This is a genomic window from Ruegeria sp. AB9, from assembly GCF_056542585.1.
Genome location: NZ_JBQGAA010000001.1, coordinates 761,717 through 786,484 on the forward strand (window position 1 = coordinate 761,717; position 24,768 = coordinate 786,484).

Below are 24,768 nucleotides of genomic sequence, written 5' to 3' on the forward strand. Positions count from 1 at the left end.
ACGCACCGGGGGCAACGCCAAAATCCCCGAAAACTTGAATGACAGTTGGGAGGTAAGCGATGGTCCAGTCCATTTTAGCAACCTTACGCACAGACGGCCTCAGAGCTTTGGGTTTGGCCGGCCTTCTATCCGCATCGCTGCCAATGATCGCGGCAGCGCAGGACAACGCTACAATCGGGTTCCTGCTCAAGACCATGCAGGAAGCCAGATACCAGACTGACAAATCCCTGTTCATCGCACGCGCGGAATCCCAAGGCGCAGATGTGATCTTTGACAGCAGCGGCAATGATCCATTGCGTCAGTTGCAGCAGGTTGAGGAAATGCTGGAATCGGGGGTGGACGTTCTGGTCCTGCAACCCGTCAACACCGCAACCGCTGGTGCCCTTGTTGATCTGGCCCACGATCAAGGCGTCAAAGTGGTCGGGTACGACTCGATGCTGCAGGACGGGCCGCTTGACGTCATGGTCATGCAGGACAGTTGGGCTGTTGGCCAGCTTCAGGCCGAAGCGATGGTCGAGTGGCTGAATGACACCCGCGGTGAGGTCAAAGGCCGTGTCGCCCTGATCCGCGGTCAACCTGGTGATGCCAATGCCGAAGCGCTCAGCAGTGGTGTGTTGAAGGTCATCGCCGATAATCCGGGTCTCGAACTTGTTGCGGATCGTAGCCACGTGGACTGGTCTCCGGATATGGCCAGAGACACTGCCGAAAACCTTCTGGTCGAATATGACAACGACATCGATGCATTCATTGCCAATAACAGCGGGCTTGCTTTCGGGGTTCTGGCAGCATTGTCGGATGAGGATCTGGCATCGGCGGATCAGGTCTTTGTTGCCGGTTCAGACGCTGATCTGCGGAATGTCCAGATGGTCGCAAACGATGTGCAGGCGCTGGAAATCTGGAAGCAAATCAAACCTTTGGCCTATGAGGCGGCGGATATTGCCGTGAAAATTGCGCAGTCTCCGGATGCGGAAGTTAGTGATTTGATCGGAGACCATACGCTAATTGACAACGGTTTCGCGGAAATCCCGACGGTTATCACCCCTGTTTTCGCAGTGTCAAAAGATACGATCAACAGCACGGTGATCGATGGCGGGTTCTATACCAGCGAACAGATCTATCAGAACTGAAGCTGCTATAATCACGCATACGCCCGTCGACAAAACAGCGAATAAAAGCAAGGGACCGAAATGTCTGACAAGATCAATGTCGCAGTCCTTGGCCCGATCCCAAGGGACAATATCACCAGCTATCAGGGTGAGAAATTCAATAAATTTGGCTGCGCGGTCTATACAGCGGTCTGTATGTCCTCGCTGGCCGGTCCGGGTTCGCGGATCAACGTTGTCAGCCATGTGCGCAGGTCGGACGTCGACAATGTTCGCAACTTGCTGTCTGAGTTTCCGTATCTGGATGTCAGCCATGTTACAGACGACGCCGATCAGGGCGCAGTGATCGATCTGGTCTACGTCGATCAGAACCATCGCAACGAAAAGCAAACGGGTTTTATGAACCCGATCCTGCCCGACGACATCGAAGATCTGATGGACTGCGAGGCCTTTGTTTTCGTTCCAATCACGGATTTCGAGGTTCCGTTGGAAACAATTCGATACATCAAAGCCAACAGCGATGGTCTGGTTGTGTTTGATGCGCATGGTCCCACCAGTGGCTGTTCAGCACATGGCGAACGGTATCATAAATTCTGGATCGATAGAGATCGCTGGCTTCCGCATATCGACCTACTAAAGATGAATTTGGAAGAGGCTCAATGCAGTTGGTTCAAAGGGGAATACGGCTCTGACGAGTTGCAGGAAATAAGCGAACTCACGATGGACCAGTTGCCCAAGTTCGCCCAACACTGCCTGGATCTGGGCGTCAAGGCGCTCTACGTCACGCTGGATCAACACGGCTGCGCCGTCTACCACAGGGATGCAACCGGCCGGATGCGGGAACATCTGGTCAAGCGGGTGCTTGTCGAGGATGTGGTCGACACCACGGGTTGCGGTGACAGCTTTGCTGGTGGCTTGGCTTTTGGCTACCTCAAGACTGGTGATTTCGTCAAAGCCTGCCAGTTCGGAAACTGTGCAGGGGCGCAGCGCTGCTCGAGCAGCGAGCTGGATGTCTACGGATCGCTGGAAGAAACCGAACGTCAGATTGCCGAAACCTACGGCGACTGAATTATCCGAAATATCACCCGAATGGAGCCCTGACATGCAGACAATGCTGAGCAGTAGCGACTGGCTGATCGAAGAAACCCAATTCAATCTGGATGAAGCGAACTTCAAGGAGACCATTTTCACGGTCGGCAACGGCTATCAGGGCACACGTGGGTCGCTGGAAGAGGGCCACAAAGGAGAGCTGTCTGGCACCTATCTGGCCGGTGTTTACGATCACCATGACTCGACGGTGATCGATCAGGTCAATGTGCCTACCTGGTTGCCACTTAGGGTTCGTGTCGAAGGTGAATTTCTGGATGTCCAAACGTGTAAAGTGGTCGAACACAAGCGCGTGTTGGATCTGCAGACCGGAATTCTCCACCGAGATACGGTGTTTGAAGATAGCAAAGGTCGTCGCACTCGCATCACCAGCATCCGCTTTGCCAGTTTTGCCGAACAGCACATCTGTGGCATTCGCCTGATCGTCACTATGGAAAACCACTCGTCCAATATCACTGTCGAAAGCGCCCTTGATGCCCATCGATACAATCTGGATCGATTGCCAGCTTATCAGGGAAACCCGGATTTCCATCCCGAGGTAAAGTGGGAAAAATGGGCCAAAAGCCGACACCTGAAGGTCACTCAGTCACATGCAAGCAGCGATGCGTCTTATATCGAAGCTCTGACTCTGGACACTGGCATTTCGATTGGCATGGCGTCTGCCTTGGATTGTCCTTCCTTCAGCGAGTTCAAAGGCGCAAACCTTGATTATGAGCAGGTTTCGCAAACCGTTTCTGTCGAGGCGCTCAACGGGCAAAGTCTGACTTTCGAAAAGCTGGTGTCGATTTATACATCGCGAGATCTGAACGGCGCAGAATTGGCGGCCAAGTGCGAAGCCTCCCTTGAGACCGCGCATGCCAAAGGGTTCTCCGCATGTCTAAGCGAAAGTGCCGCAGCCTGGCGCAAAAAATGGGATTCCTGTGATTGTGTGGTGACGGGTGATCCTGAAGCAACGCGGGCGATGCGCTTCAACATCTATCACTTGCTTATAGCAGCCAACGAAAACGACCCGCGCGCAAATATCGGCGCCAAATCCATGTCTGGCGAGGGGTACAAGGGTCACGTATTCTGGGATACCGAGATATTCCTGCTGCCATTCTACATTTTCACGCAGCCGGAGACGGCCAAAGCCCTTCTGAAATACCGTTACAACACGTTGAACGGCGCACTTGAGAACGCCCGAATGAATGGGCTTAAGGGCGCACAGTACGCATGGGAATCCGCTGATACCGGGGTGGAGACAACGCCAAAATGGACAGCGGACGGTGCGAACCGTATCTGGACCGGAGAAGAAGAGATTCACGTCACTGCGTGCGTGGCATATGGCATCCTCAGTTATGTTGCGGCGACCGGAGACAGAGATTTCCTTCGCGATTTCGGTGCCGAGGTTTTGTATCAAACCAGTCGGTTCTGGATCAGTCGGCTGGAATGGAACAAAGACAAGGACCGGTACGAGCTGACAAACGTTATCGGGCCGGACGAGTTTCACGAACATGTCGACAACAATACGTTCACCAACCGAATGGCGAAATGGCATCTGGAGCAATCGGTGCGTGTTTTCAAAGAGTTCAGCATGGCTTCGTCAGCGGTTCATGACGAATTGCGGATTCGGTTAGACTTAACAGAAAAGGAAGTGGATAATTGGTTGGAAACGGCCGAAAAAATCTATGTTCCCTTTGACCCGTCCCGCAATCTGATTGAGCAATTTGAAGGGTATTTCCAGCTCAAGGACATTCCCATCACCGAATGGGACAAAAACCGTATGCCGGTCTACCCCGAGGGGCATGATCACTTTTCACTGAATGGCTCGATGTTGCTCAAGCAACCTGACGTGATCATGTTGAATTATCTTTTGCCTGACGAGTTTTCAGACGAAATCAAAAAGGCGAACTATGCGTTTTACGAAAAGCGCACGATGCATAAATCATCGCTCAGCCCGGCCATTCATTCGATCATGGGGATCGAAGTCGGCGACATTTCCTCGGCTCATCGCTATTTCGAACGTTCTGCCTTTGTTGATCTGGTCAACAATCAGGGAAATACACAGGACGGGATGCATATCGCATCGGCAGGTGGCACGTGGCAGTCGCTTGTGTGTGGATTTGGCGGGTTCCGGGTCAAGCACGGCAAGATGACGTTCAAACCCTGGCTGCCTGAGACATGGTCCGATATCCGATTCAATCTGAAGTGGCAGGGGAATGATGTCGAAGTTGCGATTTCTCATGAAGAGTGCCGGTTTAAACTCATTGCTCCGTCCGGCATGAAAGAAAACATCGAGGTAATGGGTCATCCTGTTACTTTGATTGCAGGAGAGGAAGTGGTCTTCGCACCGCAGCCAGCTTGACGACCAGGGCAATTCTCTCAGGAATGGTCTAGGTGCGCCGAGGTCTCGCAGTCAGTCTGCAAGGACCTCGGCAATGCGCATGTGCAGTTGTTCCGCCGCTGCGTGATCAATGAGCAATTCGTTGACAAGCCCTCGGGTGATCAATTCGAATATCGTATCACCTCGTTCCTTCTGAATCGCGACGACCACAACCCCACTTTGGTTGGGATCGTCAAACGCCCGATCTGCGATGGCCTTGACATGCTCTGTTTTGATTCCGGTCCACAGCCCGTTCAGCTCGTCAATCAGGTCCATCTTGGCCTGTGAAATTTCGGTTCTCGGGATCAAAATGCCGCCAAGGTCCCCGACAACTAATTGCCGAAGATCGTCAGCCCTTAACCCGCCTGCCTGAACCAGTTCTTCAAAGCTGCCCAGAACCGGAGTGCTTGAAGATCCAACGCTGGAAATCAGCATATCCATTTTGCCAATCAATGCGTCTGGACCCGAAAACACGCGGTGAAATCCCGGGGTGTCAGAGATGTACTGCCAAATGGAACGGCGCATGGTTTCATCGTAGTGACGGGGTATGTATGCCGGGAAACCCGTTAGCTGAGGGCTATCCTCTGGCTGGTCGTTAAATAGCTCATCAAACGTTCCGGCAAGCCGGCTGGCAGAGTATCCGTGCTGAGCCAGTGACATCAATTCTGCGCAAACTGCTGCAAACTCAGTCTTTTGCGATTTATCTATGGGTTGCCTTGAGGCTGCAATCCCGTCTGCCAGAGACTTGATTGTTCGACCCCACGCAACGCCGATGACGTTCGATTTCTCGATCAGTTCTATCAATCGTCCGGATGCGGTTCGTCCAAACCTGGTACGGCGCTGTGACAGCGCAGCCTCGGTGTTCCCCGGGCCGCTTTCAAACACCCCAAGCCGAGGCGGTCTGAGGTTGTTCTTGCTGCAATATCGTTTCAGATCAGAATTAAGTCCAGTAGGTGCCAGCAATTCATCCATCTGGACAATCCACTCGTCTGAGAATTGTTCTTTGACGAAGCGTTGTTCGATTACCAGGTAGTTTTGGCGTTCAGCGTGTTTCAGCAACCGCGATACGTGCGGTTGAGAGAGGCCTCCAAGAATGGCTCCGATCTCTACCTGTGACATGTTGTGCGTCGCGCGCATATAGGCAGCGCACTGGGCGCGTTCTTCAAATGGAAGTTTTTTAACGTCGATCATTTGTTCACTATTGTTCGTTAGCAGGATCCTGACGGGGTGAATAATTATGCCAGATAAACATTCACATGCCAGCCGATTGAAGAAAATTCCTTACATGCTACGTGTTTCTTGCACAGGCTCGAACCAGGAGATTCAGCATGCCGATCAAAGGACTGATCTTTGACCTCGATGGTGTTTTGGTCGACACCGTACCGGCGCATTTTGCTGCTTGGAAACGCATGTTCGAAGAATACGGGTATGAGTTTGGAAGGGCGGAATACCGGAGGCTTGTCGATGGGCGCCCTCGTTATGATGGGGCGCGAGCGGTCATGACCCGGCATTCGGAGAATGAAGTCAGAACCGCCGCAGACAAAAAAAATGACTATTATGTTGAAATGATCGAGCAAGGCGAATTTCGGGTCTTCGATGCCGCTGTGCGCCTCGTAAGACAATGCCAGTCGGAGGGATACGGTCTGGCGGCTGCTTCCAGCAGCGCCAACGTCCGAGCCGTTCTTGAAAAAGCTGGTTTGTTGGATGCCTTTCCGGTTGTTATCGGGGGCGATGATGTCGAAAAAGGGAAGCCCAACCCTGATATATTCCTCACCGCCGCCCGCGGGCTGGGGCTGAAAGTGGATGAATGTGTCGTGATCGAGGATTCCTCCTCCGGGGTCGAAGCGGCAAAGAATGGTGGTTTCTACTGCGTGGGTCTTCTTCATGAAGATCACGAGAGTGAACTAACGGCTGCGGATTGCGTCATTTATTCGCTGGCCGAGATTGACATTGAACAGATAGACGAATCCAAGTCGAAATTGCCTGTCTGAGTACTTCTTTGCGAAACAGAACTGACTTTTTAGGGACAGATAACAAATTTCACATAAATTTTAGTATCTTGTGCTCACACTCTCATGACTCCGTGTGCCCGAGTTGGACTATTGGCCGCTTCGGTCAAGCTCCGATACGGCGCTTGACCCTGTTAGTAAGGCACAGTTGGGACCGTTTGCGCGCGTGTAAGGCGTTTGGCTGAAGGCCCGGAAAATCCGCGAACTGTTCGACTGGCCTTCCCCCTGTCTCGCGCTGGCAGCGAACTGCAGGTTTGACGAACCGCAACGCAGCATCGAAGTTGTCCAATGGACGGCAGCTCCGGGCCGTCCTCAATATCGCTAACGTCGGGTTTCAATGGTTGTCCGGCAATTACGTCTGCGCAGCATCCGGCACTCTGGGCTCGATCCGCCCCGCCGCTGCGCCGCGAACGCAGGTCCGCTCAGGATTGGCGAACGGCAAGAGCCGCCCGCCAACGTGGATCAGATGTCGATTTGCTCGGCAATGCTCAGCGCATCTTCGAGTTCGACACCAAGGTACCGTACTGTGCTGTCTACCTTGGTGTGACCGAGCAGAAGTTGAACCGCTCTGAGATTTCCGGTTTTGCGGTAAATCTCAGCTGCTTTGGTCCGGCGCAGCGAATGGGTGCCGTATCCACTGGGTTCTAGCCCAATCGCGGCCACCCAACCCCTCACAAGCCGGCCATATTGGCGCGTTGAGATATGCGGGCGGTCATGAAACCTGCTGGGAAACATGAAACGGCAGCCGAGCATCTCCGGTGACTTGATCCATGCGGCAATGGTATCCCGCGTGTTTTCAGAGAGTTCGAACTGAACGGGCCGCTTGGTTTTACTCTGGATCACGGACACGCGTTCGCGAACGCGATCGTCCCTCACTAGGTCGGTGACGGCCAGTTTCACCAAATCGCATCCGCGAAGCTTGCTATCAATGGCCACGTTGAACAGCGCAAGATCGCGCAGGTTGCCCGCCAGTTCGAGCCGCGCGCGGATCGCCCAGACCTGTTTCGGCAACAGTGGTCGTTTCTGGCCGATGATCCGGCCCTTGTTCCAGGCTCTTCGTTTCGGGGTAACAGCGGGAAGTTGGACTCTTGGCATAGTTTGCTCTCCAATCCTCCCGCCAATCCCAGACATCAGCACAGCGCTGACGCCTCAGTTTACTGGTGGCTTGAATAGCCGTTGTCAGGTTGCTGTTTCATTGGCGAACGACGCAAACGCATTGGGCAGCTTCGAGCCCAGACCGACACTTGCTGCACGATACCACGACAGCTTTTCAACGCTTCAAAGCTGACGTCCGGTTTCATCTTATTGCAGGAAATTTGACCTAAATTTCGTGGCAGTTGCCATGCGTGAAGAGTTTCAATCTAATTGGATGCAATCGTGAGCGCTCATGCGCAAATCGAAAGCTATCAAGGTGGCACCAATGGATCTCAACCAAATCAAGTACTTTGTGCACCTAGCGGATACCTTGAACTTCACCGAGGCTGCGCGCCTTAGTGGCGTGTCTCAACCCAGCCTGACCAAGGCTATTCAACGGCTCGAAGATGAACTGGGAGGGCTTCTCATCTACCGCGATGGCAAAGACAGCCGTTTGACCGCACTTGGCCGTGAGATGCAGCTAGAATTTATGCAGATCGTGGCTAGGCTGAATGCCATTCGCGAAGTGGCAGACAATTCAATCAGTGGACGAAAGCGGGTACTATCCGTCGGGGTGATGACGACGATTACCCCGTTAGTTATGTCGCAGTTCTTTGAGTACGTGCTGTCACAGCTGCCGGACGTTGAGTTGCACATTACACCGATGCCTCCGGGTGAAAGCGAAACCGAAATTCTTTCTGGAAAATACGATCTGGCGATCCTACCCGAAACTCCTGCCCAGAATTTCAAGATCGAGTCTGTACCCCTGTTTGAAGAACCGATCAGGCTGGCGATGGCCGAGGCACATGCCTTGGCGAAAGACGACGAGGTAACACTTCAGCAGATCGCACAAGAAAACTATATCGACCGGCTTCACTGTGAATTCCGCACCCGGATCATCGAGCATCTGATGGATAGGGATGTCTCGCTTGTCCCTCGCGTACGCTCCGAACGCGAAGATTGGGTGCAGCAGCTTGTTGCCAGCGGTTTGGGCGTTTGTGTGCTTGCAGAGCGTTCGCAAATCGTGGCTGGTATAACATTGCGGCCAATCCACGGATTTGACCTGCGCCGGCAGGTCACGCTTGTTGCAGTGTCCGGATCAGGCACTCTGAAAGAAGTTCGTCAGATCGTCCAAATGGCCCGCGACTTTGATTGGAGCGCGCCGTAGGTCGTTAAACCACGAGATGCATCAAAATTTCTACAGCGCTCAACACTGACCGGCTGGGCATAGAACATATAGCCGTCAGGAATTGGTAAAATCCTCCGGTCCTGCTCATAATTAGGTCACTTCAACGCGATGATGCCGCACCTGCTCAAAGCTCTACCTGGTGCAGCACACGCCACGCGTTTCGTGATGAGGGGCCATGCAATTTGGACGACTACATGACGTGGCGAAGGAATTTCGCGTTGCCAGCTGGATTGATGGCGACGGCAACTCTGATCCCGAGCCTTTGCGACTTTCCGACCTTGGCGCTGGCTACAAAGTCGTCTTCTGCTTCCAGCATTGGTGCCCTGGTTGCCATACGCGCGGTTTCCCGACGCTATTGGAGCTGCACGAAGCATTGAGAGATCAAGAAATTGGTTTTGCGGCCATACAAACTGTTTTCGAAGGGTTTGATACCAATACATTCGACAAATTGAGCGTGAACCAAAAGCGATACGGGCTAAACATCCCCTTCGGGCACGATCTGGCGGCGGATGATGAGCGTTACCCGACCTTTATGGAAGATTACCGTACCGCGGGAACACCCTGGTTCACGGTGATCGATCCCGACAATACCGTAGTTTATGCCGACTTCCGGCTTGATCCACCCCGTTTGCTAGCCGCGCTTGAGGCAGAGGACGTTCGGTTCGGTTCGAAACGCCGGAGCCGACACACTTAGCGGCGAACTCCCTCTCGGCATCGAAGCTCAATCAACACCCAAGAAAGGACTGTGAAATGACATTTCTATCCAAATTAACCATTGTAGGGTTATCGGCTGCACTGGCCGTCTCAGGCATGACAAGTTCCGGGCTTGCATCCGGCCATTTTATTTCCGGATTGCAAGGGCAGTACCCTGCATATGACCTCAACGACACCTATGTTTTTCAATCCAGTAAGGACGGCTACACAACAATAATCTCATCTGCCAACCCAAGCGCGCCGGGTGAAGCGGGGCCGATCTCCGGAACAACCTTTGGCGAAGAAGGTCTGTACAATCTGCACATCTCTCAGGACGGGGAGTTCACTACGGGCATGACCCTCACGTTCTCCTTTGACGGAGACACGGTGACAATCGGCAATATCAATAATCCAAATGCTGACATTGGCGAAGCCGGTGATGCTCTCGGCAGTGGCAATGTTGGCGAAACCATCGAGTTGGGCAACGGTATCCGCATCTGGACCGGTCGGGGACAGGATCCATTTTTTGGCAATGGCATCGGTGTTGCTGCCTTCAACGCAGCTCAGGCCAGTGGCCAATTTGCGCCTGATGTCTACAAGGAGAGCGGAGACCTGTTTGTCGGAGCAACTGCCAGCTTCATCGTGGCGGACATTCCCAACGAGATGCTCAGCAATGAAATCAAGGTCTTCACCACCTCCGCTGTGCCCTACAATGAAAATTGGGCGCAGGTCTCACGCCATGCAAACGTCCTGTTTCCCTATGTGTTCTTTGCGGACACTCCCACGGTTCAGGAAGATCATGAGCAGCACAGACCGGATGAAGATGTCGCTGTTCGTCGCAAAGCGCTCGTAAACAACATCTTCTGGGCCGTATCTGTATCGAATGGTCAGGAAGGCAACGAGATGGCCTATGCCAATATGGTTGCCGACACGCTGATGCCGGATGTGCTGACCTACAAACCGGGTTCCGAGGCCAGCTATACTGTTGGAAGCCTGAACGGGCGCAGTCTGAGTGACGATGCGATGAATACCGTGTTGGAATTGATGGCTGGCGTAGCAATTGACGACAACGCCAACGATGCCAACCGCTATTCGGCTGAATTCCCATACATTCTCGGCGTGGAGTGACGTCGCTCTAATCAAACAACCACTTCCCTCGGCAGTTCGCACTTTTGGCGGCTGAACAGGGGAGGATAGTCGGGAGATGAATTCATGAAACAACTCACTGTGGTTACCCTTGCAGCCATTCTAAGCACGAGCACAGTCTTTGCTGAAGACGTCGCCAGATTACCCATTCACTACAACGCGGATGGATCTGTCGACCGCCCCCTCAATTACAGGCAATGGGTCAATGTTGGCACATTTATCCTACCGAAGGGGGCCGTTAACATCATTGACCTGAAACCGGCAGAGACAGCCGAAGCGCTGGATACCTATGTCGAACCCCACACTTATGCGATCTATATGGCCACAGGCGTTTGGCCGGAAGGCGCTCAGATGGTCAAGGAGTTCACGGCTCTCGCGGAACCGGCCGAGGACGGTTCGGTTTCCGAGAGCCATTTCATTGGCCTGAGCTACATCATCAAGGATTCCGAGCGCTTTCCCGATGAGACTGCAAATCTGGGTTATTTTCAGTTCGGGCATAAAAGACAATATGCAGATACCGCCTCGCTTATGCCGCGTGATCGCTGCTCTTCCTGCCATGAAGAAAATGCAAGCGACCAACAGAATATCTTCGCGAGCCGCCATATCGGGCTGAAGCGAGATTGAACAGGTCGGTTATCAGCCAGACTGCCCGCAAACTCGTGGGCGGTCGGAGCAAATCAATGGTTACTTGCTTGGCAAAACAAGGGAATGAAGGGGATCAGAATGAACGAAGAAGTTAAGGGGTGGCAATGGACTATGTTTGCAGGGCTGGTGCCGCTGGCCGCGGGATTGTTCATGTATGTCACATCAAAATGGAACTTTGCTCACCCGGATTCAATGTGGTCATTTATAGTACACAGATTAGACTTCAGCTTTGGCCAGCTTGCTGCGGTCAACCCTGAGGCTGGTCCTCTTGTCGTATTATTAGGTGATCTGGCGAGCGTGAATATTGTTTCTGCTGCTTTGGCCGTCGTCCTAATTTCTAAATTTGCGCTGCGCAGAGGCCAAAAGTGGGCGTGGTGGTATTTGCTCTTTGCCCTTGTTTGGGTTGGTTTACATGACCTCTATGGTGTGACCAAGTTTGCCATTGAAACTGGCGCTCCAATGTTTGTCATGCCGTGGACCTTCTGCATCCTCATGGGTATCGGGCTCTACAAGACGCGAAATCAGATCTTTCGTTAATCGAAAAAACCAACAGGGCCGACAAATCACGAGGGCTGGTTTTGGCGCGTTGCGGAAATTGCAAAGTTCGCTGGTGAATGTCCGGTTTGGGCTGACTGCGGTCCTTTGGCATAAAACGCGGTTGGCTGCAAAGTCCCGCGATCTGTGAGTTCATTTAGCTGCTGTTTTTGCTCGTGCAGCGAACGGCAGGTTCGACGGGCCGCGCCGCAGCATGAAAAACTGCTGGTGAATGGCAGGAAAGGGCCGTTTGAGCCTGTTGCATCAAATACCCGCCATATACTGGACAAGTGAGGTCAGTTGCCTGTCGCCATGACCTTCATTCCAGGCTGCCCTCGTTCGGTCATGCATTAACCGGATGAATTCGGCTGGAGCATCTACAGACTGGAAAGTCTTAAGAGCATCCTCTTGCGCCATCGCGTAAACCTTCAGTGAGGCTTCCGCACTGTCGTAATCCTCAAACGGAACAGTTCTGGCAAAGAGATCATAGTAGTCATTGACCAGCTTGATCGTGGCAGGGAGTTGGTCGGCATAAACCTGCATCGGGATGCCCGCTTTTTGGCAGACAAGTGCACCGTAGATCATTCCGAACATGAATCCCTGTCGAACCGTGAAGAGGCCGGCAAAGAGCGCGGCAAGTGCCGTTGGTTTCTCTCCAACATGGGCGGACTTTCCACCCAATTCTCTGATGATACTGCCATAGCGGTCCCAGGTTCCGGCACTGCCCACCGTAAGGATTGTGGTTTCGTCACCACCAATGCCGGAAGGGTAGGCATTGATCATGCCCAGCATGTAGCCAGCCCCCTGTCCCTCAAGGATGGCGACCAGTCTATCGGCATCCGAGGTATCGCCTGTGCTCATGTCACAAATGGTCTTGCCCTTTAGCGAGACGCTCAGCCCGTTGACCAGTTCAACAGTTTCCTTGTGGCTCTTGATACAGATGATGACAAAATCAGACGCCGCAATAGCATCATTCAGTGAAGAGCAGATCGTGGCTCCAGCCTCAGCAAAAACCTCTGCCTTTTCCGATGTGCGGTTCCAAACGCTGACTTCGTGGCCTGCCTTGAGCAAGCAATGCGCCAGCGCTGAGCCCATATTGCCCAGTCCCAAAACAGCAATTTTCATGATGTTTGCCTCCGGTGGTCGCCAATGAATTACTGCGCCAGCATGCGCCAGCATCGGGGGATCACATAGTTGTAAATTTTTCTATATTGTTAGATGATCTTACTTATGGATTGGCGCACACTTCCCTCTTTGACATCTCTCAGAGCCTTCGCCGCCGCTGCCGAGTTTCGAAATCTGACCCGGGCGGCAGAGGCACTGAACGTGACCCATTCCGCAGTCAGCCAGCAAATCCGCGGGCTCGAACAACATCTCGACACTCGGCTTATCACTCGTACCCGACATGGCATTTCTCTGACATCGCAAGGCGAATTCCTGTCAGCTGGCCTGCTTGAAGCCTTCGCTGAAATGGCCTCCGTGACCGAGAACGTGTCGAGTGCAGAGGCGGTTCGACCGTTGGTGGTTAGCGCGACTCCGATGTTTTCAAGCGCGTTCCTTATGCCGCGTCTGTCGACGTTCATTGACGAATTCCCCAATATCGAGTTGAGGATCGATTCAACGATCCAAGCTGTCGACCTCAAGCCGGGCGGAATTGATATGGCCATCCGATATGGAACAGGTCGCCGGCAAGGGCTTGTCTCGCAGATGCTGCTGCCAGGCTGTCTGACGGTCGTCGCGTCCCGCGAACTAATCGGAAACCGGGTGCTGACGAATCCTGCAGAATTACTTGATTTCACGATTCTTCAGGAACATGGGTCAGTCGAGTTTGACCTGTGGTTAGAAAAAGTCGGAATTCCGACCGACGCCGACCGGAGAGTTGTGCGCGTGCCGGGCAATATGCTGCTGGATGGCATCCGTCGCGGTGATGGTATCGGGGCGACGGTACCGGCTTTTGTTTCTGACGAGTTGAAGTCGGGACAACTCGTGGCGCTGTTCGACGACCCAATACCGCAGATCGGCTACTACCTTGTCACGTTGCCGGGCCCGGTTCGACCAGCGGCAAAGCTGTTCATGCGGTGGCTCTCGAAATCAGTCACTGAGTATGAAAAAAGCCTGTTTCGATGGACGCCCGCTCACTTGTTGTAGACGGTAGATTGCACCGGCTGGAGCTAAATGGGGTCTGATCTCGCAAGATAACAGCCTGATAATGCTGCTCTATCGATGAAAGTCCGTTTACAGGAAGTCAAAACACCGGATATTTGAACGGATGAGTGTCTGTTATGGGCCATCCACACCTAAGCAAGTTGGGGCCATCGAAAAGATGACGCGATCGCTCCGACGTTAGCAAGTGAGCCATATTGAAAGGTGCTGCGAGAGGCATGAATGGCAGAAACACTTGCATAGTAACCTTTGCAAAGATCGGAAGATTCCCGACTGTGGAAATCTGAGTCGATTGCAGCGCGCGGAAAGCCGGATGCTCTGAGTTAGAGTAGTATGTTGGTACCACAGCCTGCCTTGCGCTGCCTTTGTCGCGACAGCTATTCCAACTCAGCTATTCAAATCTTGGTTTCCGGGACCCCTAGTCTGCGTAAGTCATCTAGCCATCGATTGAGGTAATCGTCACTCTCGAACGGCGCATTCCTTGCCTCTTCGATGCTGTAGTTAGGGTTGTCTTCCAAAAATTGGCCGATCATTGTTTTTGCTTCCTCTTCTCGCCCCAACCGCAAGAGTATCGGCGCAAGCGTGCGTCTTAGACGATCCGGGACCTCGTTCATCTTTTCAATCGAAGCAAGCGCGCCAGCGTAATCCTCTGCAAAATACTGTGCCCATCCCAGATTCCACAGATACCAATCGGGATGATGCGGGTTGAGGCGAATGGCCGAAAGCATCCGTTCAACGGCTTCATCGGCGCGTCCGCTGTAGACCAGCGGGTCAGTTGAGTTCACGAGGGTGCCCGCAGAATTCGGATTTAGAGAGATAGCCTTGTCATATAGCGTTACAGCCCGGTCAAGATCTCCGCTATACATCGTCGCATAAGCCAGAACAGCGTAGCCGGCAAAGTTGAGGGGTTCCAGGTCAATCGCCTTTCTGGCCATTTTGAAGGCAAGATCGAGGGACTCTTCGCGTGAGAGATCCTCGCTCCAACCAAAGCGGTACCCAAAGGAATGCGCCCAAGCAAGTTCGGCATATGCGCCCGCGAAGTTTGGATCGAGCGCAATCGCTTGCTCACTCAGTCGCTGTGCTTGAATATTGTCCATCTTGCTGAATCTAAGCGAGTGTTCCTCTGCACGCCTGGAGAGTTCATAGGCCCCGAGGCTGTCAGTGGGTTGGTGCTTCAACCGGTCATACTCCGCGAGATCGATACTAGTACTCAACGTCGAAGCGATAGTTCGCGTAATCTCATCTTGAACGTCGAATATGTCTTGCAGATTGCGGTCGTATTGATCGGCCCAGAGATGCTTTCCGGTAGTGGCATCGATTAATTGTGCGTTTGCGCGCAAACGTTCCCCTGCGATCTGAACACTGCCTTCGACGATGTATCTCACGCCGAGTTCCTGCGCGATCTGCTGCACCTCTGCGGGCTTGTCCTTGTATGAAAAAGTCGAATTGCGTGCGATGACAAAAAAGTCTGAGAACCGAGACAGCGCTGTCAGGATGCTCTCACTCAGGCCATCACTCAGATAGTCCTGGCTCGGATCGTTGTTCAGATTGTCGAAAGCCATGACCGCGATGGACGGCTTACCAGTCACAGGCAAATATTGGTCGTCGTTGACGGAAGACATCGCATCCGGGTTCCAAGGCTGCCACCATGCCAAGATCCCAAAGAACAGGGCGAGCACGGCGCCGATGGCAACTCCCAATCGACGATGTGAAGGCTTTGCTGAATTCCTCACGATGGGCGATACTAAGTTCGTGGCCTTTTCATCAAGCGCTAGCCTGAACACGTGCAGCGGGTCGGTCATGTTCTTGACCTGATGCATTCCCATGTCTTCAATGGTGAAGTCAAGTTTGTCCTTAACTTGATCGAAGACACTGAGCGACATGCAGATGCCGTCCGGTTCGGCCAGGCTTTCCAGTCGAGAGGCGATGTTGACGCCGTCTCCTTGAATGTCGTCCTGATCAACCACGATGTCGCCGACATTGAGCCCTATCCGGTATCGAACCTGAGCGTTGTCCGGTAAGCTCATGTTCTCGATCCCAACATAATGCTGCATTTCGACAGCACATCGAACGGCCTCGACGGCGCTTGCGAATTCTATCAGCAACCCGTCACCCATCAATTTCACAATGCGTCCGCTCCGCGCCGATACAATTGGCTCGAATAGACGTTCGCGATGCGTTTTGACGATCTCTAAAGTACCGGCTTCATCATTGCGGACGAGACGGCTGTAGCCAACGACGTCGGCGGCAAGTATCGCGGCGAGGCGGCGTTCCAAATTCCTACCTCCAAAGGTTGAAGACAGGCTAGGCAGAAAGCTACAACTAATCCAGAACCTTTAAGACCGTTGATACATGCCCCAAAAGCTGTCTTTGTCTGAGCCACTGCTGGCAGCTGCTATTCCGCAATTTCCCAATTCACAGCCGGCGCGGTGAGGGTCAGTTATCGCAGGTTCGCGCTACGATTTGTGCTCCCGCGTCGGCGAAGCTGCGCCAGTATGTTGGCAACAGAGGAGGGGAAATGCCGCAATGCAATGATACCGACATTGGCGAAGCCGCAGCGAAAAACTGCAAAGTCTGCGATCTGTGAATTCGTTTGGCGGTTCGTTTTGCTCGCGCAGCGAACGGCAGCTTCGACGGGCCGCAACGCAGCATTTGTATATTGCGTTGGACGGCAGGTAAGGGCCGCTACCACCCATTGTGCTCGACACAACCATCGCGCTAGTTTCCCCGTATGGGCATTTCATCAATCGATCAGTTTCGAAACCTTTTCAGAGATGCAGGTGTTGACCGGATTTACGTCAAGATTCTTGCTCCTAAACAAGATAACGACAAAAATCAGATTGTTCTTGCCAGCCAGCTTGAAGGGCTGGTGAACGCTTTCCCCGTGCGCGAAATCCGCCTGCGCGAACCAAGCAGCAGCACTAAGAAGAGAAACTCTTCCGCAGGTCGTCCGATCACTGAGGCGCATCTCAACTTTTTCTGGCTCGATGCAGATGGTAGTCGATATCACGCACCCAATACGAAACTGATCGAGTATTTTCAATATCCGGAAGCCCGGCTATCGGGGTTCCTTAAAGGGTGTAAATGGGCCCCAACGGCAATCCGCAGGACGAGGCAAGCCGAGTTCGGAAAACGGATTCTGGGCATCGGAGCCAATCGGGCTGGCGAAATTTTCGGACTGCTTCTGACAGAACGCGATGATCCAGTCGTAGCAGATTTACCCGAACTCGCACCTTCCGGGATTTCGGGTGTTCTTGGTATTCTGAATGTCACCGGAGACACTACAGCGACACCTCAGGAACTGCTGACCGGCGAACTGCGCAGGATCGTTACGGCAGGCTGGCACCCATCCATCAGAAACAAGGGTGGTACCATCGTTCCGTTCAAAGGAAACCAGGGCGCCGGATACACGCTGGAGGCACTGCTCGGCGTCGAGACCAACGCGCTAAAAGAACCCGATGCGTATGGCCATGAAATCAAGTCCTTCAGAGGTGACAAAATCAGCCTGATGACACCGACAGCGGATATGGGCGCTGAAGGCGATCTTACCTTTCGCGATTTCATGATGACTTACGGCTGGGAAGGAAAAAAGGGAGACGGCTCTCACCGCTTCACTGGCGTGCATCGCGCGGGTAAACGGAGCAACTCGACAGGATACCTACTCGGGGTCTCAGGGTTTGATCCTGTGAGCGGTGAGTTCGACGACAACCCGGATAAAATCTTTGTTGGAGTTTCTGATCCGGACACCGGGAGACTGATTGGCGGTTGGTCTCTCGAAAAACTTGCTAATTCATGGAACACGAAACATGCATTGGCGGCCTATGTGCCTGCCGGTTTCCGGAAGGATCCTGATAGTGGGGGCGATCAATACTGCTTCGGCGCACCATGGTTTATGTGTGAAGGCACCGATGTCTGGCGTCTGCTGCGCGCGATCGCATCTGGTCTGGTTTACTATGACCCAGCTCATACAATCTACGCGGACGGGAGTACGAAAGTCCGGCCCCAATGGCGGATCGGAACATCACGCCTGGAAGCGGCGCTGCGGGAACTTTATGCGAGAGTGTCAGTGGTTTCCTAGTCCTGACCTTCGATCGAACAATCCGCTGCATCCCCCTCGAGCCATTCGCTGAGGCGATCAAGGACATATGCAGGCTGGAGGCGGCGTTTCCCTTTCAGCGCGCATTCCCACACAATACCGACGCGCCAGCCTGATACTTTTAGTGCAGCTAGGTTCCTCTGATCCCGTTCCGCGTTCCCGCCGATTTTGTCCCGCCAGAACTCTTCGCGCGTTTTTGGCCATTTGAAGAGTGGACATTTATGACCATGCCAAAAGCACCCGTTTACAAATATTACGGCCTGATATTTTGGCAGTACCAGATCCGGCCGACCCGGCAGTTTGCGGCCGTGCAGGCGATAGCGGAATCCTCGGGCATGAAGCCCGCGCCGGATGATCAGTTCCGGTTTGGTATCCGCACCCCGGATTGCCGCCATGTTGCGGCTGCGGGTTTGGCGGTCGTGGACGTCAGCCAGCTTTGCGAACAGGTACCTTCCCCTGCCCTTCCAGGATTGCGCGGACATGCGGCTCCATAATCCGTGCTACTTCGGCAAATACCGGCACAGCGACTGAGTTCCCGAACTGCTTATAGGCCTGGGTGTCAGAAACCGGGATCCGAAAATCTTCCGGATATCCCATCAGGCGGGCACATTCGCGCGGTGTGAGCCTGCGAGGATTATTGCCTTCACCCCGGCTCACAAGAATTTCGGATCCATCTTTGTAGTACCGTGCAGACAGAGTTCGGGCGATGCTGTCGCCATCCACCAGGCCAAAACCAAACCCGTTGCCTTTGGCTTTGTGTTTCGCGGCATAGTCCTGAAGGTATTTCCAGAGCTTATCAGTAAGAATGTATTTGTCGCTAACGGTCGCGTCGTTGCCCAGAGTGTAGTGCCCTTCCGGGTTTTCAATGCCGTTTTCCGGATGCAGAATGTCCCGCATCCGGCGCTCCCGATGGGGCGGCAATAGAACATCATCAAAGCTGAACGGTACGTTTTCGCGGAAGCCGACAATGACAATCCGCTCCCGGTGCTGAGGTACAAAATGGGCAGCATCAATGACCCTAGGCTCAGGCACATGATAACCCAGTTCATCACGGAGTTTCCGCATGATGACCTCAAAGGTTCGACCCTTGTCGTGGCTGCGCAGGTTTTTCACGTTTTCCAGCATGAAGGCTGCCGGACGGTGATGTTTCAGGATCCGCAGCACATCGAAGAATAGAGTGCCCTGGGTCTCGTCATCAAATCCGTGTGCACGGCCAAGTGCGTTCTTTTTCGAAACGCCGGCAATCGAAAACGGCTGGCAGGGAAACCCGGCGACCAGAACGTCATGTTCCGGGATCTCTTCGGCCTCGATTTGAGTGATGTCGCCTGCGATGGGGCGGTTATCTGCGAAGTTCGCGTCGTAGGTCTGTTGGGCGTATTTGTCCCATTCCGACGTAAACACACAGCGCCCGCCAGCGCTCTCCATCGCCTTTCTCAGGCCACCAATACCGGCAAACAGGTCAATGAACGAAAATGCGGCGCCGGAAGTATCCGGCTGGCGCGCTTCGGCCTCCATCCGCAGGAGGTTCATTACGCCCTCGCGCGGGGTTTCCTCTCCGCGTTTCCAGCGGTAGATGTGACTTTCCGAATAACCCAGGATTTCTGCGGCCTCAGAAACCGAATGGCCGGTTTTCTGCAACAACAATTCAAATTCGGTCATTCTGCTCGCCCTCTGCTCCCGCGCTTCAGATGTTTGCGGGGAATTTTTTTGTCACTATGGCGACCAGAGTCCCGCGAAGCAAGAACATTCTGGAAACATTGAAGTGAATCTGAAGTTAACGCAGGTTGGAACCTCAATATCATCAGGGTGCCCAGCGCGTTTTTGCAATACACCAGAAGGCGGCGCAGAAATCGCTCGACTTCCATGGCTCGGCAAGCCGTACTGCCGCCATGGACGACGCAACCCGGGAACAGCTCAGTTTTGTATTTGCTAGGCTGACCGGTAATCTGGAGGATGCGGCCTCGCTGGCCCTGAAGGGCCAGCACCCGCAGATAGGTGCGGAAGAGGCCGACGAGTTGATACGGTCCATTCAGGCCCTGCTGAACCATGCTGACACCCGCATACGCGCGATAGAGCGACTGGCCGGCCGGTATCGCTGATAGTCGGTCGACACACCTGGGACTATGTACGATAGGGGCGACGGGTATAACACCGCCGCCCCTGATCCGGGTCGTGTCGGGACGCCAAAATCAGTGGCTCAACTTTTCAGCTGGTATCCGCAGATGCGCGCCTGGCGCCACTGACATCGACACCCATTTTTTCCAGCCTGGCAAGTATCTCTTCGCGGCGCTGTTTGTCCTGGTTTTCTCTGGCATCCATTTCCGGCTGCACCTCCAGCATAATGTTGATCGCTTTAATCAGGGACGGCACATGCCCTTTCAGCCCCTTCTTACAGAGCGCCAGGTAGGCAGCCTCAAATCCGTCCAGCGACACAGTCCGGCCATCCGGTGTGCGGGCTGCAACAGGCTCCGACAGGATCGCTGCAGCGTCTTTCACCAGATCGGAACGGGTCTTCGGCCGACCTTTCGGATTGCCGGACTGACCTTTTTTCCACTGGCTGGATTTTGGAGGTTTGCCATAGCCGATGTCGTAAGTGTCAGTCATTTCCACCTCCATCGTCGATGACATTGACACCCATCTTCCGGAGCGCGTTCAGGATCCGCTGCTTTTTCTCCTTCGGATCAAACTCAGCAGCCTGCGCGGCACCGGCTTCTTCCAGGATACGCCGCTGCAGGTCCATGGCACGCCGGTCACCGGACAGAGCCAGTTCCCGCAGTTTGCGGATCAGGGCTTCGCTGATGGGCATCTGTTTCTCTGCACCCTTCGGCCTGACTTTGCGCTTCAGCACCTTTTGCGTCAGAGACAGAATATCATCCTGTTTTTTGGGTCGGCCTTTTGGATTTCCGGATTTTCCCTTTTTGAAACGGCTGTGTTCAGGCGGGCGCATATAGCCCACCTGAGTTTTGGTCTGGTCACTCATTCTGCAGCCTCCATGGCAGGAGACATAGCCTCTTCAGCGCGATGAACGGCTGTCTCGGCGAATGTCTCACCAGTGGAGGCCAGAACAGCTTGCTGTCCTGTCTGTGCCATAAATCGGCGGCAGATAACATCACAATAGATCGGGTCGAGCTCCACCAGGCGGGCTCTGCGGCCACAGCGCTCCGCAGCTATCAGGGTCGTACCGGATCCGCCAAAGCCGTCCAGCACGATATCACAACGTCGAGTGACATCTCTGATCGCATCCGCCACCAGCGCCACTGGCTTAACTGTCGGGTGCAGTTCCAGATCTTTCTGATTGCCACCAAAGCTGTTCACTCCGGGATAGTCCCAGACATTCGTCCGGTATCTGCCTTTCTCACCAAGGCCAAAAGTATTGAGATGGGGCGCGGATCCGACTTTCCAGACATAGATCAGCTCATGTCTCGACCGGTAAAACGTACCCATGCCGCCATTGGTCTTGGCCCAGACAATCAGGTTTTTCAGCTCTGAATAGGTTTTGGAACCGGCTGACTGCAGCTCCGGCATGTGGCGCCAGTCCATGCAGACAAAGTGAATGGCACCGTCGACGCTGACACCCGCCATGGCGCCGAGCGACGCTTCCAGGAAGGCTGTAAAGGCACTGGCATCCATCTCACCGGCAGCCATAGCAAACTCACGGTGTTTCACGGCACCCGAGCCACAGACATGGCCATCTATTTTGACGTTGTAGGGTGGATCGGTAAAAACAGCGCGCGCACGATCATCGCCCATCAGGCTTGCATATGTCTCGGGATCACGTGCATCGCCGCAGATCAGTCTGTGCGCGCCAAGGATCCAGACATCACCGGGCTTCGTGATTGCCTGCTCTTCAGCAGGTTCCGGCACCTCATCAGCCGGGTCCGCTGTTTCTTCATCATCGTCATCCAGCAGCAGATCCAGTTCGGCCGTTTCAAATCCTGTGATTTCCAGGTCAAAATCCAGCTCCAGCTCTTCCAGCGCCTGGAATTCGATTTTCAGGATGTCGCGATCCCAACCGGCCAGTTCAGCCAGCCTGTTGTCAGCAATGACATAGGCACGACGTTCCGCGTCCGACAAATGTGCCAATTCAACTGTCGGCACCTCAGTGGAGCCAAGACGTTTAGCGGCAGCAACGCGACCATGGCCGGCAATGATGCCGCCATTTTCGTCGATCAACACAGGATTGGTAAAGCCAAACTGTCGGATCGACGCTGCGATCTGATCAATCTGCTTGTCACTGTGCGTGCGGGCATTGCCGGCATAGGGGATCAGATCATCCGTTTTGCGATATGCGATCTTCAGCCGGGTTTCCTCCGGCAGAGATTTAATGTCAGCCATTTCGGGGCCTTTCAAATGCGCGCAGCCGGCTCGCCCTGACAGAGATCAGATCCCCGTTCGGGGAACCGGTCTGCGCTGTTTCAGGAAGAGGCCGGATCAACAGATCCCTGCGAAGGGCCGGAATCTCCCGGCACAAGATCGGCAGGCCCCCCACCGATCACTTCGCTTTGCGTGTTAACAAGCTAATAAAGTATGCGCTTGTTCAGGTCAGGCTGTTTAGCGCAGCTTCGGATAGTACATGTTTCCACGCGCGTCACAGAAGCCACCATTGATCTTGAATTCGGTGTTCAGCTGCGTTTCCCTCAGGCCACGCACATCAAGATCCAGGATCTCCGGCGACCAGTTTCCGAGACGGGCAAAGCGGATCATGCCAATACTCAGCAGGCGCCTTTCCTGCTCGGTCATCCACTGAAGTGGGATAGTCGGAATCGTCGAATACCTGAGTCTTATTGCCGCCTTCACACGACCAGGTCCCCAGATAATGGAGTCCCGGCCATCTGTCACAACTGGCAGAGCAAAACCAAATTTACGGATCGTATCAGCGATCACCTTGATCTGCTCGCCGCTGTGAAGCGGCATGTATTCGCGACCATAATCCACAAGTTTCTTTGGAGAAACCTGCTCTGTTTTCCACCGGCTTGTCACCGGCATTTTCGGAACCTGCAGTTCCAGTTTTGAAGCATGCATCAGAGTACTCCTCACACACCATTTGCCTCCGGACCATCCGGCGGCTTCGAAATTTCATGCGGTGATAGTCACCGCTTAACTCCGTTGATGCGTAAGCAGCCTCATAGGCGCTTACGGAATTGCCGGGTCTGAGCCCGACATCCGGCAAGTTCAGCAAACCAGCCAGCTTCCGTTGACAGGCAAGATCACCCGGTGGATGCGTCTTGCTGAACACCAGAAAGGAAAGTTCGGTGGGAATTTCAAGAACTTTTTTTGGTAGAGATGCCAGAATTATAAATGGCTTATACAAAAAATGACATTCAGGCCGGTTTCGCCGTGATTTCGCACCGGGCAAACGGTTCACTCGGGGCCCTACCGCGGCCTCTCAACCCTGACGTGATTCGGCTTCGGCTCAGTCCAGTAGCTCGCCGCAGGGTACACCCAGCGCAACAGCTATCTTGTCCACCACTTCTATCGTGGGATTTCTGGCCCCGCGTTCGAGATCACTGATGTAGGTTCTGTGGATGCCGGACTGATGCGCGAGCTCTTCCTGCGACCAGTCTTTCGACCGGCGCAGACGCCGCATGTTTCCACTGAGACGGTCACGAACATCCATGACCCCCAAAGGCACGGGATGTCGCCGATCCGTCTACAGACGATCAGTGACATTATGTGTTGACTCCCACCCTTCAGAAAGCATTTGTCGATGTCACTGATCGACGACAAAGGAATTGATATGCTGAATTCAGAAACAGCGGTTGGCGAGCTTGGGGTGACAATTGAAGACCAGGCAAATCTGGTCGCGAACTACATCATCAAAACCGGGCTGAAACCGTTGCCCCTGCCCGGGGAGTTCTTCTACGCCTCCCTGCCGCTATGTGTAATTGATGCGGTGTTTTCGATTGGCGTCACATACACCTCTACCGCAAACACGGTGGCCCGGTTTTGCGAACGCCAGGGCTGGACGATGTCGTTGGCGCCGAATGCGCCTCGCTCAACCGGCGAGCACACCATCAGTGAGTTTCTGGCGCTGTTTGATGGCGTGACTCCGGAGCAGATGGCTGGCACCCTCTTCGGCAACAGGCAACGCACATCCACCCGCTCGGGCATTCTGAAAGCGGAAGCGGTTCGTCAGTTTGCTGCAGCGTTGAAGAAAATCAGGATCGAAGATTTCGGGGACTTGACCGATACCCGGCTAACAACGGTCGAAAAGCAGGTCCGCGGCATTCCGGGTCAGGGAAGCGGGATTTCATTCGACTACTTTCGGATGCTCGCCGGCAACGACAATCTGATCAAACCAGACCGGATGGTGCAACGCTATATCGCAAAGGCGACGAATATGAGACCCGATCGAGTCACGCCGGAGTTTGCCAGATCAGTATTGCAGAATACGATTACCAAGCTGGCTGAGGGCAGTTTCGCTTGGACTTCTCGGCAACTGGATTACGCGATATGGAACTCGGAAAGAACGCGTTGATGCGGCTGGCCCTGCCCGTCCGCTAAAGTCTTTCTTCATAGTCACCGAAAACCGTAACCAGACATTCAACATAGCAAGTTGAATGTCTGGCTCAAGCCCCGAGCAGACG

At 53.9% G+C, this 24,768-nt stretch carries 24 protein-coding genes; 13 read left to right on the top strand and 11 right to left on the bottom strand.

The annotated features are described in order from the left end of the window. Window positions 1-59: 59 nt before the first annotated feature. From ACR0K5_RS03870 to ACR0K5_RS03880, 3 genes are read left to right on the top strand one after another with little or no spacing between them, the layout of a single operon-like run. On the top strand, window positions 60-1,127 hold the full coding sequence (locus ACR0K5_RS03870) for a substrate-binding domain-containing protein (protein ID WP_480628402.1): 1,068 nt from the start codon (window positions 60-62) through the stop codon (window positions 1,125-1,127). A gap of 60 nt (window positions 1,128-1,187) precedes the next feature. Then, window positions 1,188-2,171 (top strand): carbohydrate kinase family protein, encoded by a 984-nt coding sequence (locus tag ACR0K5_RS03875; RefSeq protein ID WP_480628403.1) that lies wholly within the window; start codon window positions 1,188-1,190, stop codon window positions 2,169-2,171. 34 nt (window positions 2,172-2,205) lie between these two features. Continuing rightward, entirely contained in the window at window positions 2,206-4,554 is a 2,349-nt protein-coding gene (locus tag ACR0K5_RS03880; RefSeq protein WP_480628404.1) for a glycoside hydrolase family 65 protein, read from the top strand. 51 nt (window positions 4,555-4,605) lie between these two features. Here the strand turns inward: ACR0K5_RS03880 and ACR0K5_RS03885 are convergent, their stop codons facing one another. Continuing rightward, the gene (locus tag ACR0K5_RS03885) at window positions 4,606-5,763 is read right to left on the bottom strand and encodes a sugar-binding transcriptional regulator (RefSeq protein WP_480628405.1); all 1,158 of its coding nucleotides are present in this window, start codon (window positions 5,761-5,763) and stop codon (window positions 4,606-4,608) included. Between the two features lie 101 nt (window positions 5,764-5,864). Here ACR0K5_RS03885 and ACR0K5_RS03890 point away from each other — a divergent pair, with 101 nt between their 5' ends. Continuing rightward, window positions 5,865-6,563 carry an HAD family hydrolase gene (locus ACR0K5_RS03890; protein ID WP_480628406.1) on the top strand — a complete coding sequence of 233 codons (699 nt, stop codon included), beginning with the start codon at window positions 5,865-5,867 and terminating at the stop codon, window positions 6,561-6,563. 480 nt (window positions 6,564-7,043) lie between these two features. On the opposite strand, the gene ACR0K5_RS03895 is transcribed toward ACR0K5_RS03890, so the two are convergent. Continuing rightward, complete coding sequence (locus tag ACR0K5_RS03895; protein ID WP_480628407.1) at window positions 7,044-7,676, bottom strand: tyrosine-type recombinase/integrase; 633 nt, start codon at window positions 7,674-7,676, stop codon at window positions 7,044-7,046. A gap of 325 nt (window positions 7,677-8,001) precedes the next feature. Between ACR0K5_RS03895 and ACR0K5_RS03900 the strand changes: the two genes are divergently transcribed. From ACR0K5_RS03900 to ACR0K5_RS03920, 5 genes are all read left to right on the top strand, one after another. Continuing rightward, entirely contained in the window at window positions 8,002-8,883 is an 882-nt protein-coding gene (locus ACR0K5_RS03900) for a LysR family transcriptional regulator (RefSeq protein ID WP_480628408.1), read from the top strand. Between the two features lie 196 nt (window positions 8,884-9,079). Then, the gene (locus tag ACR0K5_RS03905) at window positions 9,080-9,598 is read left to right on the top strand and encodes a peroxiredoxin family protein (protein ID WP_480628409.1); all 519 of its coding nucleotides are present in this window, start codon (window positions 9,080-9,082) and stop codon (window positions 9,596-9,598) included. Between the two features lie 56 nt (window positions 9,599-9,654). Further along, window positions 9,655-10,725, top strand: coding sequence for a DUF4331 family protein (locus ACR0K5_RS03910; RefSeq protein ID WP_480628410.1), 1,071 nt, complete (start codon window positions 9,655-9,657; stop codon window positions 10,723-10,725). Window positions 10,726-10,809: 84 nt separating this feature from the next. Further along, window positions 10,810-11,367: a cytochrome P460 family protein gene (locus ACR0K5_RS03915; protein WP_480628411.1), complete on the top strand. Its 558-nt coding sequence runs from the start codon at window positions 10,810-10,812 to the stop codon at window positions 11,365-11,367. Window positions 11,368-11,466: 99 nt separating this feature from the next. Beyond that, the gene (locus tag ACR0K5_RS03920; RefSeq protein ID WP_480628412.1) at window positions 11,467-11,925 is read left to right on the top strand and encodes a hypothetical protein; all 459 of its coding nucleotides are present in this window, start codon (window positions 11,467-11,469) and stop codon (window positions 11,923-11,925) included. A gap of 261 nt (window positions 11,926-12,186) precedes the next feature. Here the strand turns inward: ACR0K5_RS03920 and ACR0K5_RS03925 are convergent, their stop codons facing one another. Then, window positions 12,187-13,047 (bottom strand): NAD(P)-dependent oxidoreductase, encoded by an 861-nt coding sequence (locus ACR0K5_RS03925; RefSeq protein ID WP_480628413.1) that lies wholly within the window; start codon window positions 13,045-13,047, stop codon window positions 12,187-12,189. A gap of 129 nt (window positions 13,048-13,176) precedes the next feature. Here ACR0K5_RS03925 and ACR0K5_RS03930 point away from each other — a divergent pair, with 129 nt between their 5' ends. After that, on the top strand, window positions 13,177-14,070 hold the full coding sequence (locus ACR0K5_RS03930; RefSeq protein ID WP_480628414.1) for a LysR family transcriptional regulator: 894 nt from the start codon (window positions 13,177-13,179) through the stop codon (window positions 14,068-14,070). Between the two features lie 410 nt (window positions 14,071-14,480). On the opposite strand, the gene ACR0K5_RS03935 is transcribed toward ACR0K5_RS03930, so the two are convergent. After that, window positions 14,481-16,361 (bottom strand): adenylate/guanylate cyclase domain-containing protein, encoded by a 1,881-nt coding sequence (locus tag ACR0K5_RS03935; RefSeq protein ID WP_480628415.1) that lies wholly within the window; start codon window positions 16,359-16,361, stop codon window positions 14,481-14,483. A 455-nt stretch (window positions 16,362-16,816) separates the two neighbouring features. On the opposite strand from ACR0K5_RS03935, the gene ACR0K5_RS03940 reads away from it, so the two are divergent. Continuing rightward, the gene (locus tag ACR0K5_RS03940; RefSeq protein WP_480628416.1) at window positions 16,817-18,163 is read left to right on the top strand and encodes an MvaI/BcnI family restriction endonuclease; all 1,347 of its coding nucleotides are present in this window, start codon (window positions 16,817-16,819) and stop codon (window positions 18,161-18,163) included. On the opposite strand, the gene ACR0K5_RS03945 is transcribed toward ACR0K5_RS03940, so the two are convergent. Continuing rightward, a complete protein-coding gene (locus ACR0K5_RS03945) occupies window positions 18,160-18,663 on the bottom strand; it encodes a very short patch repair endonuclease (protein ID WP_480628417.1) in 504 nt (167 codons plus the stop codon). The two genes, ACR0K5_RS03940 and ACR0K5_RS03945, sit on opposite strands and share 4 nt — an antisense overlap. Beyond that, window positions 18,608-19,840, bottom strand: coding sequence for a DNA (cytosine-5-)-methyltransferase (dcm, locus tag ACR0K5_RS03950; protein WP_480628418.1), 1,233 nt, complete (start codon window positions 19,838-19,840; stop codon window positions 18,608-18,610). Before dcm ends, ACR0K5_RS03945 begins: the two co-directional genes overlap by 56 nt. 230 nt (window positions 19,841-20,070) lie before the next feature. Between dcm and ACR0K5_RS03955 the strand changes: the two genes are divergently transcribed. Next, complete coding sequence (locus ACR0K5_RS03955; RefSeq protein ID WP_480628419.1) at window positions 20,071-20,280, top strand: hypothetical protein; 210 nt, start codon at window positions 20,071-20,073, stop codon at window positions 20,278-20,280. Between the two features lie 106 nt (window positions 20,281-20,386). Here the strand turns inward: ACR0K5_RS03955 and ACR0K5_RS03960 are convergent, their stop codons facing one another. The 5 genes from ACR0K5_RS03960 to ACR0K5_RS03980 form a co-directional block, all read right to left on the bottom strand. After that, window positions 20,387-20,785, bottom strand: coding sequence for a DUF5681 domain-containing protein (locus ACR0K5_RS03960; protein ID WP_480628420.1), 399 nt, complete (start codon window positions 20,783-20,785; stop codon window positions 20,387-20,389). Next, a complete protein-coding gene (locus ACR0K5_RS03965; RefSeq protein ID WP_480628421.1) occupies window positions 20,778-21,161 on the bottom strand; it encodes a DUF5681 domain-containing protein in 384 nt (127 codons plus the stop codon). The genes ACR0K5_RS03960 and ACR0K5_RS03965 overlap by 8 nt, the downstream gene beginning before the upstream one ends. Further along, entirely contained in the window at window positions 21,158-22,516 is a 1,359-nt protein-coding gene (locus tag ACR0K5_RS03970) for a site-specific DNA-methyltransferase (RefSeq protein WP_480628422.1), read from the bottom strand. Before ACR0K5_RS03970 ends, ACR0K5_RS03965 begins: the two co-directional genes overlap by 4 nt. 216 nt (window positions 22,517-22,732) lie before the next feature. Next, on the bottom strand, window positions 22,733-23,203 hold the full coding sequence (locus ACR0K5_RS03975; RefSeq protein WP_170623029.1) for a ParB N-terminal domain-containing protein: 471 nt from the start codon (window positions 23,201-23,203) through the stop codon (window positions 22,733-22,735). Between the two features lie 391 nt (window positions 23,204-23,594). Beyond that, window positions 23,595-23,798 (bottom strand): helix-turn-helix domain-containing protein, encoded by a 204-nt coding sequence (locus ACR0K5_RS03980; protein WP_170335516.1) that lies wholly within the window; start codon window positions 23,796-23,798, stop codon window positions 23,595-23,597. Between the two features lie 90 nt (window positions 23,799-23,888). Here ACR0K5_RS03980 and ACR0K5_RS03985 point away from each other — a divergent pair, with 90 nt between their 5' ends. Continuing rightward, complete coding sequence (locus ACR0K5_RS03985) at window positions 23,889-24,659, top strand: hypothetical protein (protein WP_480628423.1); 771 nt, start codon at window positions 23,889-23,891, stop codon at window positions 24,657-24,659. The last annotated feature ends 109 nt before the right edge of the window (window positions 24,660-24,768 follow it).

Excerpts from the sequence above, each read along its gene's own strand:
- ACR0K5_RS03875 (WP_480628403.1), top strand. The coding sequence starts at position 1,188 with ATGTCTGACAAGATCAATGTCGCAGTCCTTGGCCCGATCCCAAGGGAC.
- ACR0K5_RS03955 (WP_480628419.1), top strand. The coding sequence starts at position 20,071 with ATGGACGACGCAACCCGGGAACAGCTCAGTTTTGTATTTGCTAGGCTG.
- ACR0K5_RS03975 (WP_170623029.1), bottom strand. The coding sequence starts at position 23,203 with ATGCATGCTTCAAAACTGGAACTGCAGGTTCCGAAAATGCCGGTGACA.
- ACR0K5_RS03945 (WP_480628417.1), bottom strand. The coding sequence starts at position 18,663 with ATGTCCGCGCAATCCTGGAAGGGCAGGGGAAGGTACCTGTTCGCAAAG.
- ACR0K5_RS03895 (WP_480628407.1), bottom strand. The coding sequence starts at position 7,676 with ATGCCAAGAGTCCAACTTCCCGCTGTTACCCCGAAACGAAGAGCCTGG.
- ACR0K5_RS03880 (WP_480628404.1), top strand. The coding sequence starts at position 2,206 with ATGCAGACAATGCTGAGCAGTAGCGACTGGCTGATCGAAGAAACCCAA.
- ACR0K5_RS03960 (WP_480628420.1), bottom strand. The coding sequence starts at position 20,785 with ATGACTGACACTTACGACATCGGCTATGGCAAACCTCCAAAATCCAGC.
- ACR0K5_RS03925 (WP_480628413.1), bottom strand. The coding sequence starts at position 13,047 with ATGAAAATTGCTGTTTTGGGACTGGGCAATATGGGCTCAGCGCTGGCG.
- ACR0K5_RS03910 (WP_480628410.1), top strand. The coding sequence starts at position 9,655 with ATGACATTTCTATCCAAATTAACCATTGTAGGGTTATCGGCTGCACTG.
- ACR0K5_RS03870 (WP_480628402.1), top strand. The coding sequence starts at position 60 with ATGGTCCAGTCCATTTTAGCAACCTTACGCACAGACGGCCTCAGAGCT.
- ACR0K5_RS03905 (WP_480628409.1), top strand. The coding sequence starts at position 9,080 with ATGCAATTTGGACGACTACATGACGTGGCGAAGGAATTTCGCGTTGCC.
- ACR0K5_RS03980 (WP_170335516.1), bottom strand. The coding sequence starts at position 23,798 with ATGGATGTTCGTGACCGTCTCAGTGGAAACATGCGGCGTCTGCGCCGG.
- ACR0K5_RS03885 (WP_480628405.1), bottom strand. The coding sequence starts at position 5,763 with ATGATCGACGTTAAAAAACTTCCATTTGAAGAACGCGCCCAGTGCGCT.
- ACR0K5_RS03970 (WP_480628422.1), bottom strand. The coding sequence starts at position 22,516 with ATGGCTGACATTAAATCTCTGCCGGAGGAAACCCGGCTGAAGATCGCA.
- dcm (WP_480628418.1), bottom strand. The coding sequence starts at position 19,840 with ATGACCGAATTTGAATTGTTGTTGCAGAAAACCGGCCATTCGGTTTCT.
- ACR0K5_RS03920 (WP_480628412.1), top strand. The coding sequence starts at position 11,467 with ATGAACGAAGAAGTTAAGGGGTGGCAATGGACTATGTTTGCAGGGCTG.
- ACR0K5_RS03915 (WP_480628411.1), top strand. The coding sequence starts at position 10,810 with ATGAAACAACTCACTGTGGTTACCCTTGCAGCCATTCTAAGCACGAGC.
- ACR0K5_RS03940 (WP_480628416.1), top strand. The coding sequence starts at position 16,817 with ATGGGCATTTCATCAATCGATCAGTTTCGAAACCTTTTCAGAGATGCA.
- ACR0K5_RS03985 (WP_480628423.1), top strand. The coding sequence starts at position 23,889 with ATGTCACTGATCGACGACAAAGGAATTGATATGCTGAATTCAGAAACA.
- ACR0K5_RS03900 (WP_480628408.1), top strand. The coding sequence starts at position 8,002 with ATGGATCTCAACCAAATCAAGTACTTTGTGCACCTAGCGGATACCTTG.
- ACR0K5_RS03965 (WP_480628421.1), bottom strand. The coding sequence starts at position 21,161 with ATGAGTGACCAGACCAAAACTCAGGTGGGCTATATGCGCCCGCCTGAA.